Below are 18138 nucleotides of genomic sequence, written 5' to 3' on the forward strand. Positions count from 1 at the left end.
GGGGGAAATTGATGTTGCGCCAGGCGTTTACGTACAATTCCGCCGGTTGGTAACTTAAGAAATAGGCAATGCTAATTTTGCACCCCCTTTTCTACTAAAGCGACAAGGCCCCATATTTTGCAACGAGCCTATTAAAATTCTGACTTATTCAGATAACCCTTAAAACAAGAAATTTCCCACACCGACTAGTCTGTCATGCTATATCTCTCCACATGTGATTATTGTTTAATCTATTCACCAGCAAAACTTGATCTATATCATGTTTATTACTGATTACTGATTGACTTTATAAAATATATTAAACTCACATATGGACTCTGAATACATGAAAAAGCAACTGATTGGCCTGACGGTATTTTCTTCTTTACTCTTTGGTAGCAATGTCGCCAATGCAGAAGTGCCGACTGCCGAATTAAAAGTTATCGGTACCTTGACTGTGCCAAGCTGTACCATCGTTGCACCTGATGAAGGTGTCTATGATTTGGGTCGTCTGTCTTCATCTTTAGTGAAATCAGGCACAGCTACGACCGCTCTAACTGAACAGACGAAAACCTGGACTGTTAACTGCGATGCTGACACCTATTTGAACTTCACGCCGGTTGATAACCGTGCAGCCTCTGCAAGTGCTGTAGCAACAAACAACTTTGGCCTGGGGAATGTTAATGAAACAGGTAAAATTGGTTACTACAACACGGTAATTAAACAAGGTACGGTAGACGGCAAAGCCTCTAACCTGTTCTCTTCAGCGACATCCACATTTGCTGTGGCCACAGCAGTATTTCTGACAACAGGTCTGCGCACCGGATGGTCATCTGCAGCTAACACTCAGAGTAGTGGTAAAGTGTTTACGGCTGATATTGCTGTACGCCCCTATTTGGCTGGTACAACAGGCATGGGTGGCCCTATCACTGAAGATGTGAAGATTGATGGCTCTCTGACCATGAACTTCGCCTTCGGAATTTAAGTTTCGCAAACGCCGCACTATCAAACAAAAGGTGGATTTGCATTTCTGCCTTTTACTGGCTCTGTCGCATTAGCGCAGAGAAGTTAGCAAAAGTGGCGCTGCCGGTTTTTTCGGCAGCGATCAGATAGAATTGTTCCGCCTGAGATACCCCCCCGCCGTCGGCATGCTGAAGCGGCCCTTTACGTATCATCTGCACACACTCAATGCCAGCCAATATCGTTTGTGCTCGGCGAAAGACCTTATCCAGCAAAGGCACCAGGCGAATAACCCAGCGATGTAACATGGAGTGGTGGTCGACAATACCGCGCTCAGCCATCATCTCTTTGAGATGACGAAGGCTCAGGGCATAGGCCAGGTATCAGTGGACACACTGTGCAATAACATCGATGGGGTAATGCAGGCGACTGAAGGCGTTTCGGATCAGGGACATGGGCAGGCAACAACACAAAAAAACAGCATATTACCCGACCATTTCTTAATGCGACACAACCTAATTTTATACACAATGGCTTCTTGATTGGGGGTAATGTCGGTTGAATTGAGTTGACGTGAAAACGATAAAAAATCCAGCTAAATCAGTGGGTAATTGACGTCAGTGGAGTTTTGAAGAAGTGAAAATGGAGCGGGTGAAGGGAATCGAACCCTCGTATAGAGCTTGGGAAGCTCTCGTTCTACCATTGAACTACACCCGCGTCGGTGTGCGGTTTGCATTATAACCGGTTCTTTGGCATGGGCAAGCGAAGATAGTGTCTAAGCGCCGGTATTTTAAGCGATTAGATTAAATAAGGCATAACCCGACTGTATTTTATAAAATATTTTGCTCAGTAAAAAGGGCGCCGTAGCGCCCTAATAGCTTTCCGGCCACCGGAGTTTCTTATTTTACCGGGCGCATTGCCGGGAACAAGATAACATCACGGATGGTATGGCTGTTAGTAAACAGCATTACCATGCGGTCAATACCGATACCCAAGCCCGCAGTTGGCGGCAAGCCGTGTTCCAGCGCGGTAACATAGTCTTCATCGTAGAACATCGCTTCGTCATCACCGGCTTCTTTGGCGCTAACTTGATCAGCAAAACGCTGCGCTTGATCTTCAGCATCATTCAGCTCAGAGAAGCCATTGCCAATCTCACGGCCACCAATGAAGAACTCAAAGCGATCTGTGATAAATGGATTATCGTCATTGCGGCGTGCCAGCGGAGAAACTTCTGCTGGGTATTCAATGATAAAGGTTGGTTGGATCAAATGGCTCTCAGCGGTCTCTTCAAAGATCTCACACTGAATACGGCCCAAGCCCCAGCTCTTCTCAATTTTGATGCCTAATGACTCGGCAATGGCCACCGCTTTGTCCATATCGTCTAAATCAGCCACATTGGTTTCTGGACGATATTTACAGATAGCTTCTTTCATGGTCAATTTGGCAAAAGGCTTACCGAAATCGAATGTCTGCTCGCCATACTGCACAACACTGCTGCCCAACACGGTTTCAGTCAGTGTGCGGAACAACTCTTCCGTTAGCACGATCAAATCTTTGTAATCCGCATAAGCCATATAGAGTTCCATCATAGTGAACTCTGGATTATGGCGCGGTGAAACACCCTCGTTACGGAAGTTACGGTTGATTTCGAACACCCGCTCAAAACCACCTACCACCAGGCGTTTCAGATACAACTCTGGGGCGATACGTAAATACATATCGATATCCAGCGCATTGTGATGAGTCACAAATGGACGCGCTGAAGCACCACCAGGAATAACTTGCATCATTGGGGTTTCGACTTCCATGAAGCCTTTTTCCACCATGAAACTGCGGATACCAGACATCACTTGCGAACGGATTTTGAACGTCTTGCGTGATTCATCGTTAGCAATAAGATCCAGATAACGTTGACGATAACGCGTTTCCTGATCAGCCAAACCGTGGAATTTATCCGGCAGTGGGCGCAATGCTTTGGTCAGCAAGCGCAGTTCACTGCAATGGATAGACAGCTCGCCGGTTTTGGTCTTAAACAACTTACCACGAGCACCCAGGATATCGCCCAGATCCCACTTTTTGAACTCTTCGTTATAAACGCCTTCCGGTAAATCATCACGGGAAACGTATAGCTGAATACGACCACCAACATCTTGCAGCGTCACGAATGACGCTTTACCCATGATACGGCGAGTCATCATACGGCCAGCAACGGTCACTTCAATATTCAGCGCTTCTAATTCTTCATTCTCTTTGTCGCCATACTCAGCATGCAACTGGTCAGAAAGGTGCTCACGGCGGAAATCATTAGGGAAAGCAATCCCCTTCCCACGCAGTGCAGCCAGTTTCTCCCGACGAGCTTGTAACTCACTATTGAGTTCTTGCGCTTGCTCAGCGACTTGTGTTTTTTGCTCTGACATCTCAGTTCCTTATAGCCCGGCTTTCAAACTTGCTTCAATGAATTTGTCCAGATCACCGTCCAGTACCGCTTGCGTGTTGCGTGTTTCCACACCGGTACGCAAATCTTTGATACGAGAGTCATCCAGTACATAAGAACGGATCTGGCTGCCCCAACCAATGTCGGACTTATTGTCTTCCAGAACCTGTTTATCAGCATTTTTCTTTTGCATCTCAAACTCATACAGCTTCGCTTTCAGCTGTTTCATGGCTTGATCTTTGTTTTTATGCTGTGAACGGTCATTCTGGCACTGAGTCACAATATTGGTTGGAATATGGGTAATACGAACCGCTGATTCCGTTTTGTTAACGTGCTGACCACCCGCACCGGATGCGCGGTAAACGTCAATACGCAGATCCGCCGGATTGATTTCGATATCAATATCGTCGTCAACTTCTGGATAGACAAAGGCAGAACTGAAAGAGGTATGACGGCGGCCACCAGAGTCAAATGGGCTTTTACGTACCAGGCGATGTACACCAGTTTCAGTACGTAACCAGCCGAATGCATAATCACCAATAATCTTTATGGTGGCAGACTTAATGCCTGCAACATCACCATCAGATTCTTCAATGATTTCAGTTTTGAAACCTCTAGCTTCAGCCCAACGCAGATACATGCGCAGTAACATACTGGCCCAGTCCTGAGCTTCTGTACCACCGGAACCGGCTTGCAGATCCAGATAACAGTTGGCGCTATCGTATTCACCGGAGAACATGCGGCGGAATTCAAGCTGGCCCAGCTTGCCATCGAGGATATCTAACTCGGCAATCGCTTCGTTAAAGGTCTCTTCGTCGTCAGCTTCAATGGCTAATTCCAGCAAGCCGGAAACGTCTTCCATACCTTGATCCAATTGATCAATGGTGGTGACAATTTCTTCCAGCGCAGAACGCTCTTTACCCAACGCTTGGGCGCGCTCAGGTTCATTCCAGACGTCGGGCTGTTCCAGCTCGGCGTTTACTTCTTCCAGTCGCTCTTTCTTGGCATCATAGTCAAAGATACCCCCTGAGAACGGCTGTCCGATCAGACAAGTCCTGAATTCGGTTTTTTACCGGGTTTACTTCAAACATGGTTTAAATTCTTACGTTGGTCGTAGATGACGGAATGTCGTTATACCCGTAATTATTCAAAATAGAGGGTTGTTGGCTGCCATTTCTCACCCAAGCCATTGAGTTATATCAATTCCTTGGGATTATTCAGTGACTGCCCACCCCTATTTGAAATCTATTGGGTAGAGAACCAGTAATTCTAACGGATCTCAATGACGGTTTATAGCACGTTGGCTCTATTTCCTGCTTACTGGGTGTTGCTGCCGCACTGGCTGCTTTCATTACTTGAATTATTCACTAATACGGCCACAAGTGCTGAACTAATAGCTGAACACTGCGATTACCGCGATACTCATTAATATCAAGTTTATAAGCCAGTTTAACCTCACGCACGCTACTGTCCGGCCACAAAGTGGTATCGATATTAAAAGCAATACCATCCAGTAAAGGCCCGCCATTCATGGGTTCAAGCATCAGTTTCAGATGGCGTTCGCCCACCAGTCGCTGTTGCAAAATGCGGAATTTCCCATCAAATGTAGGTTCTGGGAAGGATTGCCCCCACGGGCCACCATCGCGCAGTAACTCTGCCGTTTCCAGCGATAATTCGTTGCCTTTCAGTTCGCCATCTGACCAGATTACGCCTTCTAGCTGTGAGGCATCCATCCATTCACCGACCAAATCAGCAAAGCGCTGGCGGAACTCATCAAATTTTTCCTGCTCCAGCGATAACCCTGCCGCCATGGCGTGACCGCCAAATTTCAGCATCAACCCTGGGTTTAACGTATCCAGCCGCTCAAGGGCATCTCGCATATGTAAACCGGCAACACTGCGCCCCGAGCCTTTCAGTAAGCCCTCGCCCGCTGGTGCAAAAGCAATCACGGGCCGGTGAAAACGCTCTTTAATCCGGGAAGCTAAAATCCCTACCACGCCCTGATGCCACTCTGGGTGGTACATCGCGATGCCGTAAGGTAATTCAGTACTGGTACGCTCGAGTTGGTCACACAGTTGCAAGGCTTCGACTTGCATCCCCTGCTCTATCTCACGGCGTGCCTGATTGAGTGAATCAAGATCAATGGCCAATGCTCTGGCCTGAGCGATATCGTCACTGAGCAGCAGTGCCACCCCAATGGACATATCATCCAGACGCCCGGCTGCATTAAGTCGTGGGCCGAGAGAGAAACCAAGATCGTTCGCGGCCAATTGGCGAGCATCGCGGTTAGCCACTTCCAGCAATGCTCGAATCCCTGGCCGGCATTTCCCAGCCCGAATACGACTCAGGCCCTGATGCACCAAAATCCGGTTATTAGCATCCAGTGGCACTACATCGGCCACGGTGCCCAGTGCGACTAAATCTAATAATTCAGCCAAATTAGGCACGGCTAATGCACGTTGTTCAAACCAACCGCTCTCTCTGAGGCGAGCACGCAGCGCCAACATCAGATAAAAAGTGACGCCCACTCCTGCAAGTGATTTGGAAAGAAAATCACAGCCGACTAAATTCGGATTAATAATGGCTTCTGCGGCTGGCAAAATGTCGCCCGGCAGATGGTGGTCAGTAACCAATACTTGGATACCTTTGGCATGAGCCAAATCCACACCTGCATGGGAGGAAATTCCGTTATCGACGGTAACAATCAGCTCTGCGCCACGTGCGGCAACTTGCTCGACAACTTCAGGGCTAAGCCCATAACCATCGTCAAAACGATTTGGCACCAGGTAATCAATATTGCTGCCGCCCATGCTACGCAGCGCGAGCACCGCCAGCGCGGTACTGGTTGCGCCATCAGCATCAAAATCGCCGACAATCACGATACGACGGCGGTCAGCTAAGGCTTGTTGCAGCAGAGTGACTCCGGCCTCAATGCCATCAAGTTGCTGCCAGGCCAACAAGCCTTTTACACCACGTTCCAGCTCTTCGGCACTTTTCACACCACGGCTGGCATAAAGACGGCGCAACAACGGGTGTAATTGCGCGGGCAAATGACTATCATCCGCCACCTCACGACGACGGAGTTGAGTTTTCAATGTCACGGATGATTAACCCGCCGTTTTTGCTGAAGCTTGATGCTTATTTAGCATCTGTAACATTTCTTTTGGCTCCAGATATCCCGGAACAATAGTGCCATCTTGCAACACAATGGCTGGGGTTCCCTGGATACCAAACTGCACACCTAACTTATAGTGCTCGGAAATATCCGTTTTACAGGTTGCCGGTGATATATCGACACCTTTCATTGCGTCATCAAAAGCTTTGTTGCGATCCGCCATACACCAAATAGAGCGCATATCTTTTTCTGCTTGAGAGCTTAAGCCCTGACGCGGAAACGCCAGATAACGCACGGTAATACCCAGCGCGTTATAGTCTTTCATTTGCTCGTGTAATTTGTGGCAGTAGCCGCAGGTGATGTCGGTAAACACGGTAACAACATGTTTTTCCTGTGGCGCTTTATACACAATCATTTCGCTGTTCAATTCTTCCAGCTTTTTCATCAGCGCCTGGTTGGTTATATTTACCGGCTGATTGCCACTCACGTTATACAGCGGCCCTTGCAATAGGTGTTTACCGTCTGCGGAGATATAAAGCACACCGCTGTCTGTCATCACCGTACTCAAACCGGGGATTGGTGATGGCAGGATCTCAGCGTGCTGGATATCTAATTTTTTCAGCGTTTGCTGGATAGCGGCATCATCAGCATGAGCCAGACTGGTGAATGCAGCGATGAATAGCGGCAGCAATAAACTTTTTTTCATTTATAAATCCTATATCTTTCCACACCGCCATTATGCGCGCGGATGATGCTGTTGATGTAGCTGCTTCAAACGTTCAGTCGCTACATGGGTATAAATCTGGGTCGTCGACAGGTCACTGTGGCCCAGTAACATCTGTACCACGCGTAAGTCCGCACCGTGATTCAACAAATGCGTGGCAAAAGCATGCCGTAATACATGAGGCGAAAGCCGTTCACTATCAATACCGGCAAGGATCGCATAGTGTTTGATGCGATGCCAGAAAGTCTGTCTGGTCATTTGCTGGCTGCGGTTGCTGGGGAATAGCACGTCCAGTGAATGGCCGTTGATAAGCCACGGGCGACCGTGCTCCATGTAATTTTCAATCCAATACACGGCTTCTTCGCCCAAGGGAACCAACCGTTCTTTATTCCCTTTACCGATAACTCGCACCACACCTTGGCGCAAACTAACATCACTGATAGTCAACCCAACCAGTTCAGACACCCGCAAGCCGGTGGCATACAGCACTTCCAACATGGCTTTATCACGCAATTCCAATGGAATATCTACATTAGGAGAATTGAGCAGTGCATCGACTTGCGCCTCACTCAAATCCTTAGGCAGGCGCTGGGGTAATTTGGGTGACGAAAGTAGCGCCGTCGGGTCATCTTCGCGTAATTTCTCACGGTATAAATATTGGAATAACCGCCGCATAGCACTGAGTAAGCGGGCGGAACTGGTGGCTTTATAACCGCCCTCAATGCGCTCTGCAAGAAAGGACTGTAAGTCCTGCGAACCGGCGCGCAATAAATCACTGCCATTGTGCTCCAACCATCCAGTCAGCGCATGTAAATCCAAACGGTATGAGGCCAGTGTATTCTCCGCCAGATTCCGCTCCAGCCACAGAGCATCAAGAAACTGTTCAATCAGCGGGTTATTTTGCTGTTGCATGACGGCTTCTCTCTTTGATTGAACTCAACAGCCATTATGCCTGATGAAGAGGCAAATCTGGTACACTCGATGCTATTCCTTATTAGTAATGCTATGGCTATACATCATGAAGATTGGTCTCTTTTACGGCTCCAGCACCTGTTACACCGAGATGGTGGCAGAAAAAATCCGCGATATTCTCGGAGAAGATTTAGTTGATTTACACAATCTGAAAGATGCCAGCCCACAGCTGATGGAAGAATATTCCATCTTGATTATGGGCATTCCCACTTGGGATTTCGGTGAGTTGCAGGAAGACTGGGAGGCCATCTGGCCACAGTTAACACAGCTTAACCTCAAGGGAAAGATTGTGGCCATGTATGGTATGGGGGATCAATTCGGTTATAGCGAATGGTTCCTCGATGCACTTGGCATGTTGCATGACCATATTGCGCCATTGGGTGTGAATTTTATTGGTTTTTGGCCTATAGACGGATTTGAGTTTACCAGCCCCAAACCCCTCAGCGCTGATGGTAAACATTTTGTTGGCTTAGCATTAGATGAGGTAAATCAATACGATTTAAGTGAAGAGCGCATCGAACAGTGGTGTGAGCAAATTCTGCTGGAGATGGATGCCTTGCTCTAGTCTGAAAAATCAGCGCATGGTCAGGGCGGGTAGATAAGTAAAGTGTCCGCGCCAAGGATGGCGCGGCTCAAGCCTACCATGATGTATTTACGGCATTTTTACTTTCTGCCGGCCCTCTGCGTAGCAAGCACATTGTTAGTCTTCTAACACGGGCAACTACCCTGCCCATTGCAATCAATTGCCGCCATGCGTTTGCTTTCATAATCGAAATACACCTTGAGAACCGCCCACCTGCTAATGCCAGGTTATTCAGTATCTTTTGGCCGTTGCACCGGTTGATTATGGGCTTGCTGCTCACCTTCCACACTAAATTAAAGGTTTCACTGCTTGATACCCTCATCAGAACCGAATGAATGACGCAGCAGCAGGCACAGTTGTCGCCACTCGTCTTCTGACATGCTGTCAGCAGCCAGCCATAAACGTTTACGCGTAGAGCGGCTACTTGCCTGTCGTAAACTTAATAACACGCCATAACGAGTTATCCACGGCTGTTTCACTACCAGCCATTCGTGTCTTTTCCATAACACCACATTGCCGGGTTTCAGCCTAATTTCGCCCTGACAAGAAGTGATTTTTTTCTGGCTGCGGATACACTCAAAAACCACCAGCGTCAGTAATACCAACCAAAATGCGGTATAGCCCTGCGGCCAAGGCGCAACTAACGTAAGTATGACTAAAACGCCATGTGTTAATAATGAGAATAATTGAGTATGCCAGGATACCCGCAGGTCACATCTCCACTGGGCCACGGGCTTTATTTCGTGTTTGAATCAGTTTGACCATTTGACGCAGTTCGCTGTCCTGCGGTTCCCCGTGGTTCATCAGCCAGTTAAATAAATCTGGATCATCACATTCAAGCAGGCGGATAAAAGTCTGCTTTTCGCTCTCGCTCAGGCCATCATATTCATACTCAAAAAATGGCATGATAGAGATATCAAGTTCACGCATTCCACGACGGCACGCCCAGTGAATACGGGCTTTATTATCGATTTCCATGTCCTGACTGACTCCTCAATGAAGGATATTATCCGCATCCGGCAAACGCCCGATTCGGGGTTTCATACTATTGTACCTCAGTTAGTGGTGAATTCAGATATTGGATAATTATGGTCACTCGGAGGAATAACTGCTTGCAAAGCTACCCGGCTATTTTACCATTGGGGCATCAGTTCATTAATTGCAGGTAAACCATGGCCTATAACACTCCATTTGCTGCACGCCCCCCTGTGGCCTCTTCCGAGCTGCCATTAACCTTGATTTCACTTGATGATTGGGCCCTGGTGACCTTAACCGGCGCTGACCGGGTGAAGTATCTGCAAGGGCAAGTCACGGCAGATATCGATGCCCTGCCTCATGATAGGCATGTGCTTTGCGCTCATTGTGATGCCAAAGGGAAGATGTGGAGCAATCTGCGGTTATTTTATCGCGGTGAGGGTCTGGCGTTTATCGAGCGGCGCAGTGTGCTAAATAACCAGTTAAACGAACTGAAGAAATATGCGGTGTTCTCCAAAGTGGCTATTGCAGCACAACCTGAGGCCGTTTTATTGGGTATTGCTGGCGCAGAGGCCAAAACGGCATTGGCACAGATATTTGCAGAATTACCCAATGCCGAGCACCCGGTAATACAGCAAGGTGACAGCACGCTGCTACATTTCTCGCAACCAGCCGAGCGTTTCTTGTTGGTAACAGATGCAGAACTGGCGCAACAGCTAGTAGAAAAACTGGCAGGTAGCGCCCAGTTGAATAACAGCCAGCAATGGCTGGCGCTGGATATCGAAGCGGGCTTGCCAATCATTGATGCAGATATCAGCGCGCAATTTATTCCGCAAGCAACAAACATTCAGGCGTTGGATGGCATCAGTTTCAGCAAAGGCTGTTATACCGGGCAAGAAATGGTCGCCAGAGCAAAATACCGCGGGGCCAATAAGCGCGCGCTGTATTGGTTAGCCGGCAATGCCAGCCGTGTACCCGTAGCTGGCGAAGATTTAGAGTGGCAGTTGGGGGAAAACTGGCGTCGTACCGGTAGTGTACTAGCAGCCGTTCAGCTTGATGATGGCACCCTGTGGGTGCAAGCGGTACTGAATAACGATCTGGCGTCAGACAGTGTGCTGCGTGTGCGCGATGATGCAGAAAGTGTGCTGACCATCCAGCCGTTACCTTATTCGCTGGACTAAGTTAAGCGGTTATCATTTAAAACCCAGTAAGGCCGGTTATCCGGCCTTTTTTGTTGGTTGGCAACAAAGGCATTCCGATGCGTTTTGTTAAATAAGGTCAACTACAGGTCAGTGATTTGGGCGACTGAATGCTGCTAACAACCCTGCCGACAAAAACCACCCCTGCCAGCGGGTGAGTTGCTTTTCAATGTCATCCCGTTTCGTGGTCAACGTCATAAATGTGCCATGAGAAATAAATGCCATATTCCACCCCAGGGTCAGCCACCCGGATCACTACTAAATCGGCTCGCACACTTCCTAAGTGGCCCGCCGCAACTCTGCGTTGGACACTCTCCGGTTTGTCCACGCAATTGGCCAGAATGACACCTTATGGCGTCTATATCTCTTACCTGTCAGCCTCTGGCGGAGCACTCAACACCAACCGGTCTCTGATGCTCATCACGGCCACCTTTTCATCATTCAACACCCAGAACCCACCATGAGTATGCTGACGTTTCCCGAGAAAACCCGCGCCTCAAAGACGCGGGTAACCCAAAAATCAATAAAACCCCAATTAACACCCACAACCCCAAGGTTAAAACCTAAAAACTAAAGGTTAAAGACCCTGCCGACACACAGCATAACCGTTGCCGCTATCATTGCTGCTGTTGGCGGCCCCATTGAGCAGGCTGACGCCGTAATGGCTGCCGACGACACTGACCTCAGACGTCCAGTAGAACCTGCTGCCGAAACCGGAACCACTGTAGTTGCCCATGACGCCCCACTCCGACCACAATGCGTGACTTCCGGCCTCTCGTGTTCCTAAACCACTCTCTGCGTTTGTCAGTTGCAAGCGGGTCGGTTGTTGGAGTCCCTGACGGGTGCAAAAAGCAGATGCATCAGTCCAGGTCATTGCTGGGTTACCATTATTGATAAACCAACTCCCTATCGTGAAGGTATAGGTCAGCGGGTTTCCTCCCGCCGTTGGTATCGCCGTAATGGTCACCGGAGATGAAGTTCCCTGTGCGATAAAAGTCACCTTGCCGCTGCTGTCCACTTGTGCCCAGGAAGACGCGCTGCTACTCCAGGTGTAATCACTCGCCGCACCGGGGGTCGTTAACGTGAACGCCGCACCGGTAAATCCGGTACTCGGGAACCCCGCATCAACCGCGAAGGTCGTCTCGTTGACGGCGACATTGGTAAACGGTAACGCAGGCGCCGCCACAAAGGTGGTCGCCACGCTCCGGCTGCTGCCGTTGACGCTGGCCATGACATTGCTGATACCGACTGTCGTACTGGTCAGCGTCGCCGACGCAATCCCATCCGCATCTGTGGTACCGATAACGGTCGTCACCGTTGCCCCGTTGCTGGCCGTAAAGCTCACCGCCTGGTTCGCTATGGGCTGGTGACCCGCATCCATCACGAGTGCCTGCACCGCATTGGTCGCCGTACCGTTGGCAAAGGCATTGTCTGCGGTCACCGTCAGGTTGACCGCCGTGAGCTCGGCGGTGCCCGGCATCACGACTATCTGCATCGTCGCCCGGGGCGATGCATTGCCCTGCCGGTCATAAGCCACCGCACTCAGCGTATGCGTATTACTGCTCCGCGTCGCCTGATAAGGTGGCAAGGTGACAGAGACTGTCTGTGGTGAGACCTGCACCAGGTTTCCTCCCGCCGCCATCAGAGCCGCACTGTCCCACTCAATTCTTTCCAGTCCGTATTTCGACGTCACCTGCGCATTGACCGTGGCACTAGACGAGGACTCTCCCGTCACCTGCTCTGGCAGAGTCAGGCGTATCAGTTCCTGTTTTTGATAGTCCAAAACAATATTATTATTACGTTCAACCAGGTCATAGCGGCTCCCGGCCAGTGTGCGACTTGCTGCCACCCCTGACGGGTCGATATGGGATTGCCAAGACTCACCCAGCCGGTAATTTACCTGGAGGTTAAGGCTGCTGTCATTCTTGCTGCCTTTACCCGCACGATGCTCGGCCCCCACGGTTAACAACGAGATAGGTGTGTAATTCACACCGGCTGTCACCGCATGGGGGTTTTTCTGGCGATTATCTTTACCAAACAAGGCGACTTCATCACCCCGGTATTTTTCATACATCAGCTTGCCACCCAGTTGCGGGTAAGCAGGAAGATACGCTTCTGCGCGGACGTCATAGCCATTGGCCGGACGTTCATTATAGTCGGCGAAATCCCGTGACTGGTGCCAATCGGTGGTGCCGAAATAACTGTTAGCCGACAACTTGAGGTAATCGGTCCAGGCCTCAGCACCCACCCCCACGCGCCGATTCTTGCCGGTCACGTCGTTATCGAAGAAGGTGTTCATGCCGTACATCCAGTCTCCCAGGAAGGCACGTACCCCCGCCCCGATATTGAGGGTATTACGGCTGTCTTTATTCCGTGCCCCCAGTTGAGTAAATAAAATCGAGGACTGATTGTCGTAAAGCGGAACAAGGACATCCAGCGCACTGCCGTCAAGATGAAAATCATCATTAACGTTCAACTGAACACGGGCCGTACCGAACTGGCTCAGCCATTGCTGGGCTGAACTGTTGAATTCATTGCTGGCCGCAGAACGCACCATGCGTTCTCCCGATTTTGCGACATTGCCGGTCGCTAATACTGCGGCTCCGGTTTGAGCATGGCTGGCCAGCTTATTCTCCAAGGGTATATCGATATTGTTATTTCTTTGATTATCAATGGAAAATGGCGAGGCTTTGCGGGGGACATCAATTTCATCCCCGGCAGATAATCTATTGAAGGGTTTGGAGAAGGTGCGATAAATATTGATTCGTTTAAGTTCATCGACAGAGATTCCGTATTTTTTCGCCACGGAATCCACACTTTCGTTCACACCCAGAATATAAGATTCGCTAGAGACGTTGATATTGGTGGTATTTGACGTCGGTAATGCGGCAATAGCGGGTGTGAAGCATAAACTCAAAGGAAACACTAATTGGAACAGGATAGTGACCCATGTAACCATCCTAAGCTTTCGCGGCAGTACGCACGCGGCAGCAAACCTTCGATTCGAGGGTGTTTTGAATAATTTCGCCCAAAAATAGTGATGCATTAAATGATGTCCAATATAATAGCAGTAACGATTGTATGGACATGTATATTAATGTAATAACAACATATTTTCTTTAAGAAAAACACACCGCCACTGTAAGGTATTTCCTATATTGCGCTGTATTCAGCACTCATAGGGTAAATAGGGTTGGGGAGTAACGGAACGTAGCAGCTGAAGTATTTTTCCCTTGTATGTTATCGTTTTATATTCTGCGCCATGTACGGGGGAATGGCATATTACAGATGCCCGGCTTTAGCCGGGAGGTACTTATTTGTACGGCGGAGTCGATAAGAAAGGAGTTCCGGCATTGCCGGAAACGGCATCCTTATTCTTCTTTATCGCATGTTTATTTATTCACATATACAGCCACTATTTTTAATAGATCCTTATTATGAAAAATACTATTTTGAGGCTGCATTACGCCAGAATCTCCCCAGCAAGAACGCGAGTTCCAGCGATTGCATCCGATTCAAGCGCGGGTCACAGGCAGTGTAATAACGATGCGTCAGATCGCTATTGTTGATTTGTTGTAACCCCCCAGTACATTCTGTGACTTCTAAACCGGTCATCTCAACATGTAAGCCACCTGGATGAACATTGTGCAGATTCATGAGTGTGATGAACGCTTGCGTTTCCGCCAATATCGTTTTAAAGGCACGGGTTTTATGGCCAGATCCGACCGTGCTGGTGTTGCCGTGCATTGGGTCAATAACCCAAATAACCGGGTGGCCGGCGGCTTTGACCGCCTGAATTAAACTGGGGAGCCGGGCTTCAATCTGCCCCAGCCCCATGCGGGCGATCAGCACAATTTTCCCAGGTGTTCCCTGTGGATCTATGCGTGTCAACAAATCAAGTAGCCTGGTCGGCGTCATCGCCGGACCGCATTTGATACCAACTGGATTGCTAATCCCTCTCAGATATTCGACGTGAGCAAAATCGATATCTCCGGTGCGTTCGCCTAACCACAGCATATGTGCCGAACAGTTGTACCAGTTCCCATCGCTGGGATCTCTGCGGGTCAGTGCCTCCTCGTAGTGCAGCAGCAGCGCCTCATGACTGGTAAACTCGGGGAGGTTAGGTTGTTTATCACTCATTCTGGGGTAGCAGTCCCGCAGTTGCCGTTGCACTGTTCGGTAGTATTGCTCCGTCATGCCCAGATGAGCGTACTCTTGCTGCTCGGCGGTACAAAACGTAAATACCGATTTTTCCAGGGCTCGCATCAGGTTCAGCGTACTCGCCGAATGGTGATAGGCACGCATCATTCGCTGAGGGGCTGGGGTTCGGGCATAGTGTGTAAACTCGCGGCCGTTGATGATATCCCCACGAAAACTGGGCAATGTAACATCGTCGACCCTTTCTTCCTGCTGGCTGCGAGGCTTGGCAAACTGCCCTGCAATACGACCTATTTTTAAAACAGGCAGACCTGAGTCCTGATTAATCAGGGCCGCCATCTGTTCCATTATCAGGACGTGGTCACGTACTGACGTCGTTTGGCAATCCGCGAAAGATTCAGCGCAGTCTCCCCCCTGGAGTAGAAAAGCACGCCCTTCGGCGATCTGCGCAAGTTGTTGCCGGCATTGCCGAATCTCTGCAGCTAGCACCAATGGTGGGCTGTTTTGCAGCAACTGTTCGTAATATTGGAGTGCACATTCATCAGGATAGGCCGGCAATTGTTTGGCGGGGAAACTGCGCCATGAAGAAGGCGACCAGCCATCATGTTGTGTCAGCGGCGGCAAGGTGCCGCAGGAAACCTCTTGCCCACGACGAAACTCACCGGTCAGAACATCAATACTGTGGGAAAATATCATGATATTTGCTCACTGAAGAGAGAACGATAGAAATCACGAGGGTAAACTGATGTTGATTAACCATCCCAGAGATAGGGCTATCAGTCGGCACTCTGTGAATGGGTCAAATAAGTTTCCGTAATGCCGTTTTGCCTGGCAATATAATCTTCACGTACAGGCGTGTAGACATCCAGCACCTCCGAATCCTCCAGCGCTTCTGCATGGTGAACAGCCCATGATGGAATGATGAAGGTATCACCGGCATGTAAATAAACGGTTCTGTCGTCAACGGTCAGGCGCAATGACCCCTGTAAAACAGTCGTGGCTGTTTCATGTACATGCTTATGTTCTGGAATTTTTGCGCCAGGTTTGAATTGCCAAAATGCCATAGTGAAACCGACACCATGGACAAACCGGGCGGTTATCTTGCTATCGGTCCCTTCTGGTCGAAGCAAGTCCATATCATAGGGAACCATTTCACTGCCTAAATGTAAGCTCATAGGGGAAACCTGCCTTCTTAATCGGTTGAAGTGAATAGTCATTGCCTGAGTCAGGCGATTTTTGCGTGGATGGAAAACCCCATCGGCACGGGGCCGAAGTCAGCCAATACGGCCAGGTCACTGCTGATGGCGGAAATATCGGTGGTAATGCAGGCATCGACAGTGCCCATAGCACATTGTCGAGCAGCCTCGCTGTTGGAGTTGAATAAACGGATAGAGTATTGACTATTAATGCCAGGAACTTGGCCAATTAAATCTTGGGGGGCTGGATGGGAACCCACCGTTTTTATTTCACCTGGGTTAATAATCTTACTGGCGAAAACCATATTATGTGTGTTCATAACAAAACACTCGGTCAATTTTAACCTGTTAAGATTTTTAAATACTAAATGATGAAGGTGAGGGTAAACAATACAACCGAGTAATACATCATTACTGTTGGTGCTAGCCATATATTGAGCCGCATATTCCAGTGTTTGATGTAATTTAACTTCACCATGATGATGGTTATTTTTAAGCCACAGGTGCGCAGCTTTCTCACAATTGGTCCCCGCAGGGCCCAGCGTATGAACGGTTATCATGATTTATCTCGTCAATAAGGATATATTAGATTCTGCCGGTGAGAGTAATCAACTCGGGTAATCGGGCGCCCCGCCTGATTTTATCTAGCATGGTGTTTTCCGTGCTGTCGATGTCCAGAGCTTGCTGCAGCAATCGCTCCGTCAGCTCCAACGGCACCACGACAGTGCCGTTGATGTCCGAAACAATGAGATCGCCGCTTTCAATGGTTACCTGTTCTATCTGGCACCGCGTGCCCGTTTCAGCGACCCAGTAAGCACCCTGTGTATCGGTGGGAATAGGATTGCTTGCAAGGATAGGTATCGACAGCTGCTTAAGTTCGCGCAGATCTCGTACCGCACCACCTAGAACGACCCCGGCAAAGCCTAGTTTTTCGAAGTAAGTGCAACTCATCCCCCCAGCCAGCGCCGCGTGAGTAACCAGCGGACCGGCTCCCGCCACATAGACCAGCCCGGTACCGGTGTGTAGTTCAGGAATCAAAAAACGGCTGACCTGCGACCAAGTAGAGGGCTGTAGCTGTAAAATATCACCGCCCTTACGTACCATTTTCCAGCATACGGTATAAGCCTGAGCCACCAGATAATGGTCCGACAGATTTATTGCATGTATTTCAGGTGATAATGCATAACCTGCATTCATACTATCCAGAATATCAATGACCGTTGACGTACTTATCTGTTTTTCTTTGAACTCAGTTAATAGCTTTGGCGATATTAATTCAAATGGCATAGTTAACCCCATGAGCAATGAATAACCTGACAGAGGATATTCTCCGGAACATCACATAAATAACGCAGAAATCACAATATAAGGAATAGAAGTAATAAACAATAAAGTCAAATTATATAAATAACATTAATTATTAAAAACACTAAGTCAATGATAATTAAAACACCTATTAATAAAAATACACTTAACTGGAAATAGTTAATATGATAATCATTTAAGTTCCATCAATTAATATCTCACTAAATAGCACATTTAAATATAATTAGCCGTAATATTATATATGTTAATTTTAATTAATATTATTTAAAACAATATCATTTCCCTGAAATGAAATATAATCCCTCGCATAAATTGGCTATTATAGGGAGCAGGCGATGGGTACTGGCAACGACACTCCCTGGTACTGACCCGTCAGTGCTGGTAGGTGGTTTTCATGCCGCAGGCTTTTGACTTGCAGCTCTGACAGAAGAAACGGGAGTGGGTGCATTCGTGGTATCTAAATTGCCACTATCCATGGTCAGGCGTTCTTGAAAGATACGACTGAGTTTCCTAACCA

17 protein-coding genes, 1 tRNA gene and 1 pseudogene are annotated in these 18138 nt (G+C 48.6%); 4 read left to right on the forward strand and 15 right to left on the reverse strand.

The window, feature by feature from the left end; translation table 11 throughout:
- Positions 1-325: 325 nt before the first annotated feature.
- Positions 326-964, forward strand: a complete 639-nt coding sequence (locus YROHD0001_RS00810; RefSeq protein ID WP_032818366.1) for a DUF1120 domain-containing protein — start codon at positions 326-328, stop codon at positions 962-964.
- A gap of 226 nt (positions 965-1190) precedes the next feature.
- Here the strand turns inward: YROHD0001_RS00810 and YROHD0001_RS20780 are convergent.
- From YROHD0001_RS20780 to xerD, 7 genes and pseudogenes are all read right to left on the reverse strand, one after another.
- A pseudogene (locus tag YROHD0001_RS20780) lies at positions 1191-1394 on the reverse strand (IS6 family transposase); the annotation flags it as partial.
- A 188-nt stretch (positions 1395-1582) separates the two neighbouring features.
- A tRNA-Gly gene (locus YROHD0001_RS0118860) sits at positions 1583-1656 on the reverse strand.
- A gap of 182 nt (positions 1657-1838) precedes the next feature.
- Positions 1839-3356 (reverse strand): lysine--tRNA ligase, encoded by a 1518-nt coding sequence (lysS, locus tag YROHD0001_RS00805; RefSeq protein WP_004716758.1) that lies wholly within the window; start codon positions 3354-3356, stop codon positions 1839-1841.
- 9 nt (positions 3357-3365) lie between these two features.
- Positions 3366-4464, reverse strand: a protein-coding gene (prfB, locus tag YROHD0001_RS00800; protein WP_128823655.1) for a peptide chain release factor 2 whose coding sequence is annotated in 2 segments (ribosomal slippage) — positions 3366-4388 and positions 4390-4464 — 1098 coding nt in all. Because the reading frame shifts where the segments join, the coding sequence is not laid out codon by codon here.
- Positions 4465-4740: 276 nt separating this feature from the next.
- Positions 4741-6474, reverse strand: a complete 1734-nt coding sequence (recJ, locus tag YROHD0001_RS00795; protein ID WP_004716760.1) for a single-stranded-DNA-specific exonuclease RecJ — start codon at positions 6472-6474, stop codon at positions 4741-4743.
- Positions 6475-6480: 6 nt separating this feature from the next.
- On the reverse strand, positions 6481-7194 hold the full coding sequence (dsbC, locus tag YROHD0001_RS00790) for a bifunctional protein-disulfide isomerase/oxidoreductase DsbC (protein ID WP_004716761.1): 714 nt from the start codon (positions 7192-7194) through the stop codon (positions 6481-6483).
- Positions 7195-7224: 30 nt separating this feature from the next.
- Positions 7225-8124, reverse strand: a complete 900-nt coding sequence (xerD, locus tag YROHD0001_RS00785) for a site-specific tyrosine recombinase XerD (protein ID WP_004716762.1) — start codon at positions 8122-8124, stop codon at positions 7225-7227.
- A gap of 106 nt (positions 8125-8230) precedes the next feature.
- Here xerD and fldB point away from each other — a divergent pair, with 106 nt between their 5' ends.
- On the forward strand, positions 8231-8749 hold the full coding sequence (gene fldB, locus YROHD0001_RS00780) for a flavodoxin FldB (RefSeq protein ID WP_032818368.1): 519 nt from the start codon (positions 8231-8233) through the stop codon (positions 8747-8749).
- Between the two features lie 320 nt (positions 8750-9069).
- On the opposite strand, the gene YROHD0001_RS0118865 is transcribed toward fldB, so the two are convergent.
- Together YROHD0001_RS0118865 and sdhE are read right to left on the reverse strand one after the other, a co-directional pair.
- Positions 9070-9498, reverse strand: coding sequence for a protein YgfX (locus YROHD0001_RS0118865; protein ID WP_032818370.1), 429 nt, complete (start codon positions 9496-9498; stop codon positions 9070-9072).
- A complete protein-coding gene (gene sdhE / locus YROHD0001_RS00775) occupies positions 9479-9745 on the reverse strand; it encodes an FAD assembly factor SdhE (protein WP_004716765.1) in 267 nt (88 codons plus the stop codon). The genes YROHD0001_RS0118865 and sdhE overlap by 20 nt, the downstream gene beginning before the upstream one ends.
- A 194-nt stretch (positions 9746-9939) precedes the next feature.
- Here sdhE and ygfZ point away from each other — a divergent pair, with 194 nt between their 5' ends.
- Entirely contained in the window at positions 9940-10923 is a 984-nt protein-coding gene (gene ygfZ, locus YROHD0001_RS00770) for a tRNA-modifying protein YgfZ (protein WP_004716766.1), read from the forward strand.
- Between the two features lie 108 nt (positions 10924-11031).
- Here ygfZ and YROHD0001_RS20850 read toward each other — a convergent pair whose 3' ends face one another.
- The gene (locus YROHD0001_RS20850; RefSeq protein ID WP_004716767.1) at positions 11032-11166 is read right to left on the reverse strand and encodes a hypothetical protein; all 135 of its coding nucleotides are present in this window, start codon (positions 11164-11166) and stop codon (positions 11032-11034) included.
- Between YROHD0001_RS20850 and YROHD0001_RS20535 the strand changes: the two genes are divergently transcribed.
- Positions 11160-11405, forward strand: a complete 246-nt coding sequence (locus YROHD0001_RS20535) for a hypothetical protein (RefSeq protein WP_144404254.1) — start codon at positions 11160-11162, stop codon at positions 11403-11405. The two genes, YROHD0001_RS20850 and YROHD0001_RS20535, sit on opposite strands and share 7 nt — an antisense overlap.
- Before the next feature lie 113 nt (positions 11406-11518).
- On the opposite strand, the gene yrIlm is transcribed toward YROHD0001_RS20535, so the two are convergent.
- The 5 genes from yrIlm to YROHD0001_RS00745 all read right to left on the reverse strand — a co-directional run bounded on the left by yrIlm (position 11519) and on the right by YROHD0001_RS00745 (position 17582).
- On the reverse strand, positions 11519-13900 hold the full coding sequence (yrIlm, locus tag YROHD0001_RS00765; protein ID WP_004716769.1) for a YrIlm family inverse autotransporter adhesin: 2382 nt from the start codon (positions 13898-13900) through the stop codon (positions 11519-11521).
- 488 nt (positions 13901-14388) lie between these two features.
- Entirely contained in the window at positions 14389-15795 is a 1407-nt protein-coding gene (locus tag YROHD0001_RS00760) for a 3-deoxy-7-phosphoheptulonate synthase (protein ID WP_004716770.1), read from the reverse strand.
- An 80-nt stretch (positions 15796-15875) separates the two neighbouring features.
- Positions 15876-16274: a cupin domain-containing protein gene (locus tag YROHD0001_RS00755; RefSeq protein WP_004716771.1), complete on the reverse strand. Its 399-nt coding sequence runs from the start codon at positions 16272-16274 to the stop codon at positions 15876-15878.
- A 50-nt stretch (positions 16275-16324) separates the two neighbouring features.
- The gene (locus YROHD0001_RS00750) at positions 16325-16855 is read right to left on the reverse strand and encodes a hypothetical protein (RefSeq protein ID WP_004716772.1); all 531 of its coding nucleotides are present in this window, start codon (positions 16853-16855) and stop codon (positions 16325-16327) included.
- A gap of 25 nt (positions 16856-16880) precedes the next feature.
- The gene (locus tag YROHD0001_RS00745; protein WP_042542301.1) at positions 16881-17582 is read right to left on the reverse strand and encodes an RraA family protein; all 702 of its coding nucleotides are present in this window, start codon (positions 17580-17582) and stop codon (positions 16881-16883) included.
- Positions 17583-18138: the final 556 nt, after the last annotated feature.

Source organism: Yersinia rohdei ATCC 43380 (assembly GCF_000173775.1).
Classification (GTDB): domain Bacteria; phylum Pseudomonadota; class Gammaproteobacteria; order Enterobacterales; family Enterobacteriaceae; genus Yersinia; species Yersinia rohdei.